1 pseudogene is annotated in these 329 nt (G+C 50.2%); it reads left to right on the top strand.

Annotated elements, in window-relative coordinates:
* Window positions 1-2 precede the first annotated feature (2 nt).
* Window positions 3-329: pseudogene (locus SB660_RS19500) on the top strand (peptidase G2 autoproteolytic cleavage domain-containing protein); the annotation flags it as partial.

Here is a 329-nt window from a genome sequence, read left to right as displayed (position 1 = left end):
CAATGCCGAAATTTCCGTACAGAAAGGCCGGGGCGGCGTGGGACCGTGTTTTTCGTAACGACCACAACCAAAACCTCGATGATATTGCGGACGATATTAAAGGATCATATACGGAATTGGCCGCACATAAGAACGCGAAAACCGCCCACACGTCGGAGCAAATCGACCATGGCGGTTTTTCTTTGCGCACATATATCGACGGCCTATATAACCGTATCAGAAATCTGATCCTTAACGCGGACGGCACAAACGTAAAAGAGGTCGTGGATGCTCGTGTGGATGCGGAAGGGAACATCGCGCCTTTATTGAAGGAGCGGCTTGACAAAGAG

Origin of the sequence: Bacillus sp. SIMBA_005 (assembly GCF_046535585.1) — a bacterium.
GTDB classification, from domain to species: Bacteria; Bacillota; Bacilli; order Bacillales; family Bacillaceae; genus Bacillus; species Bacillus pumilus.
The sequence above is the reverse complement of the archived record's forward strand: the minus strand, read 5'-3'. Positions and strand labels throughout refer to the sequence as shown.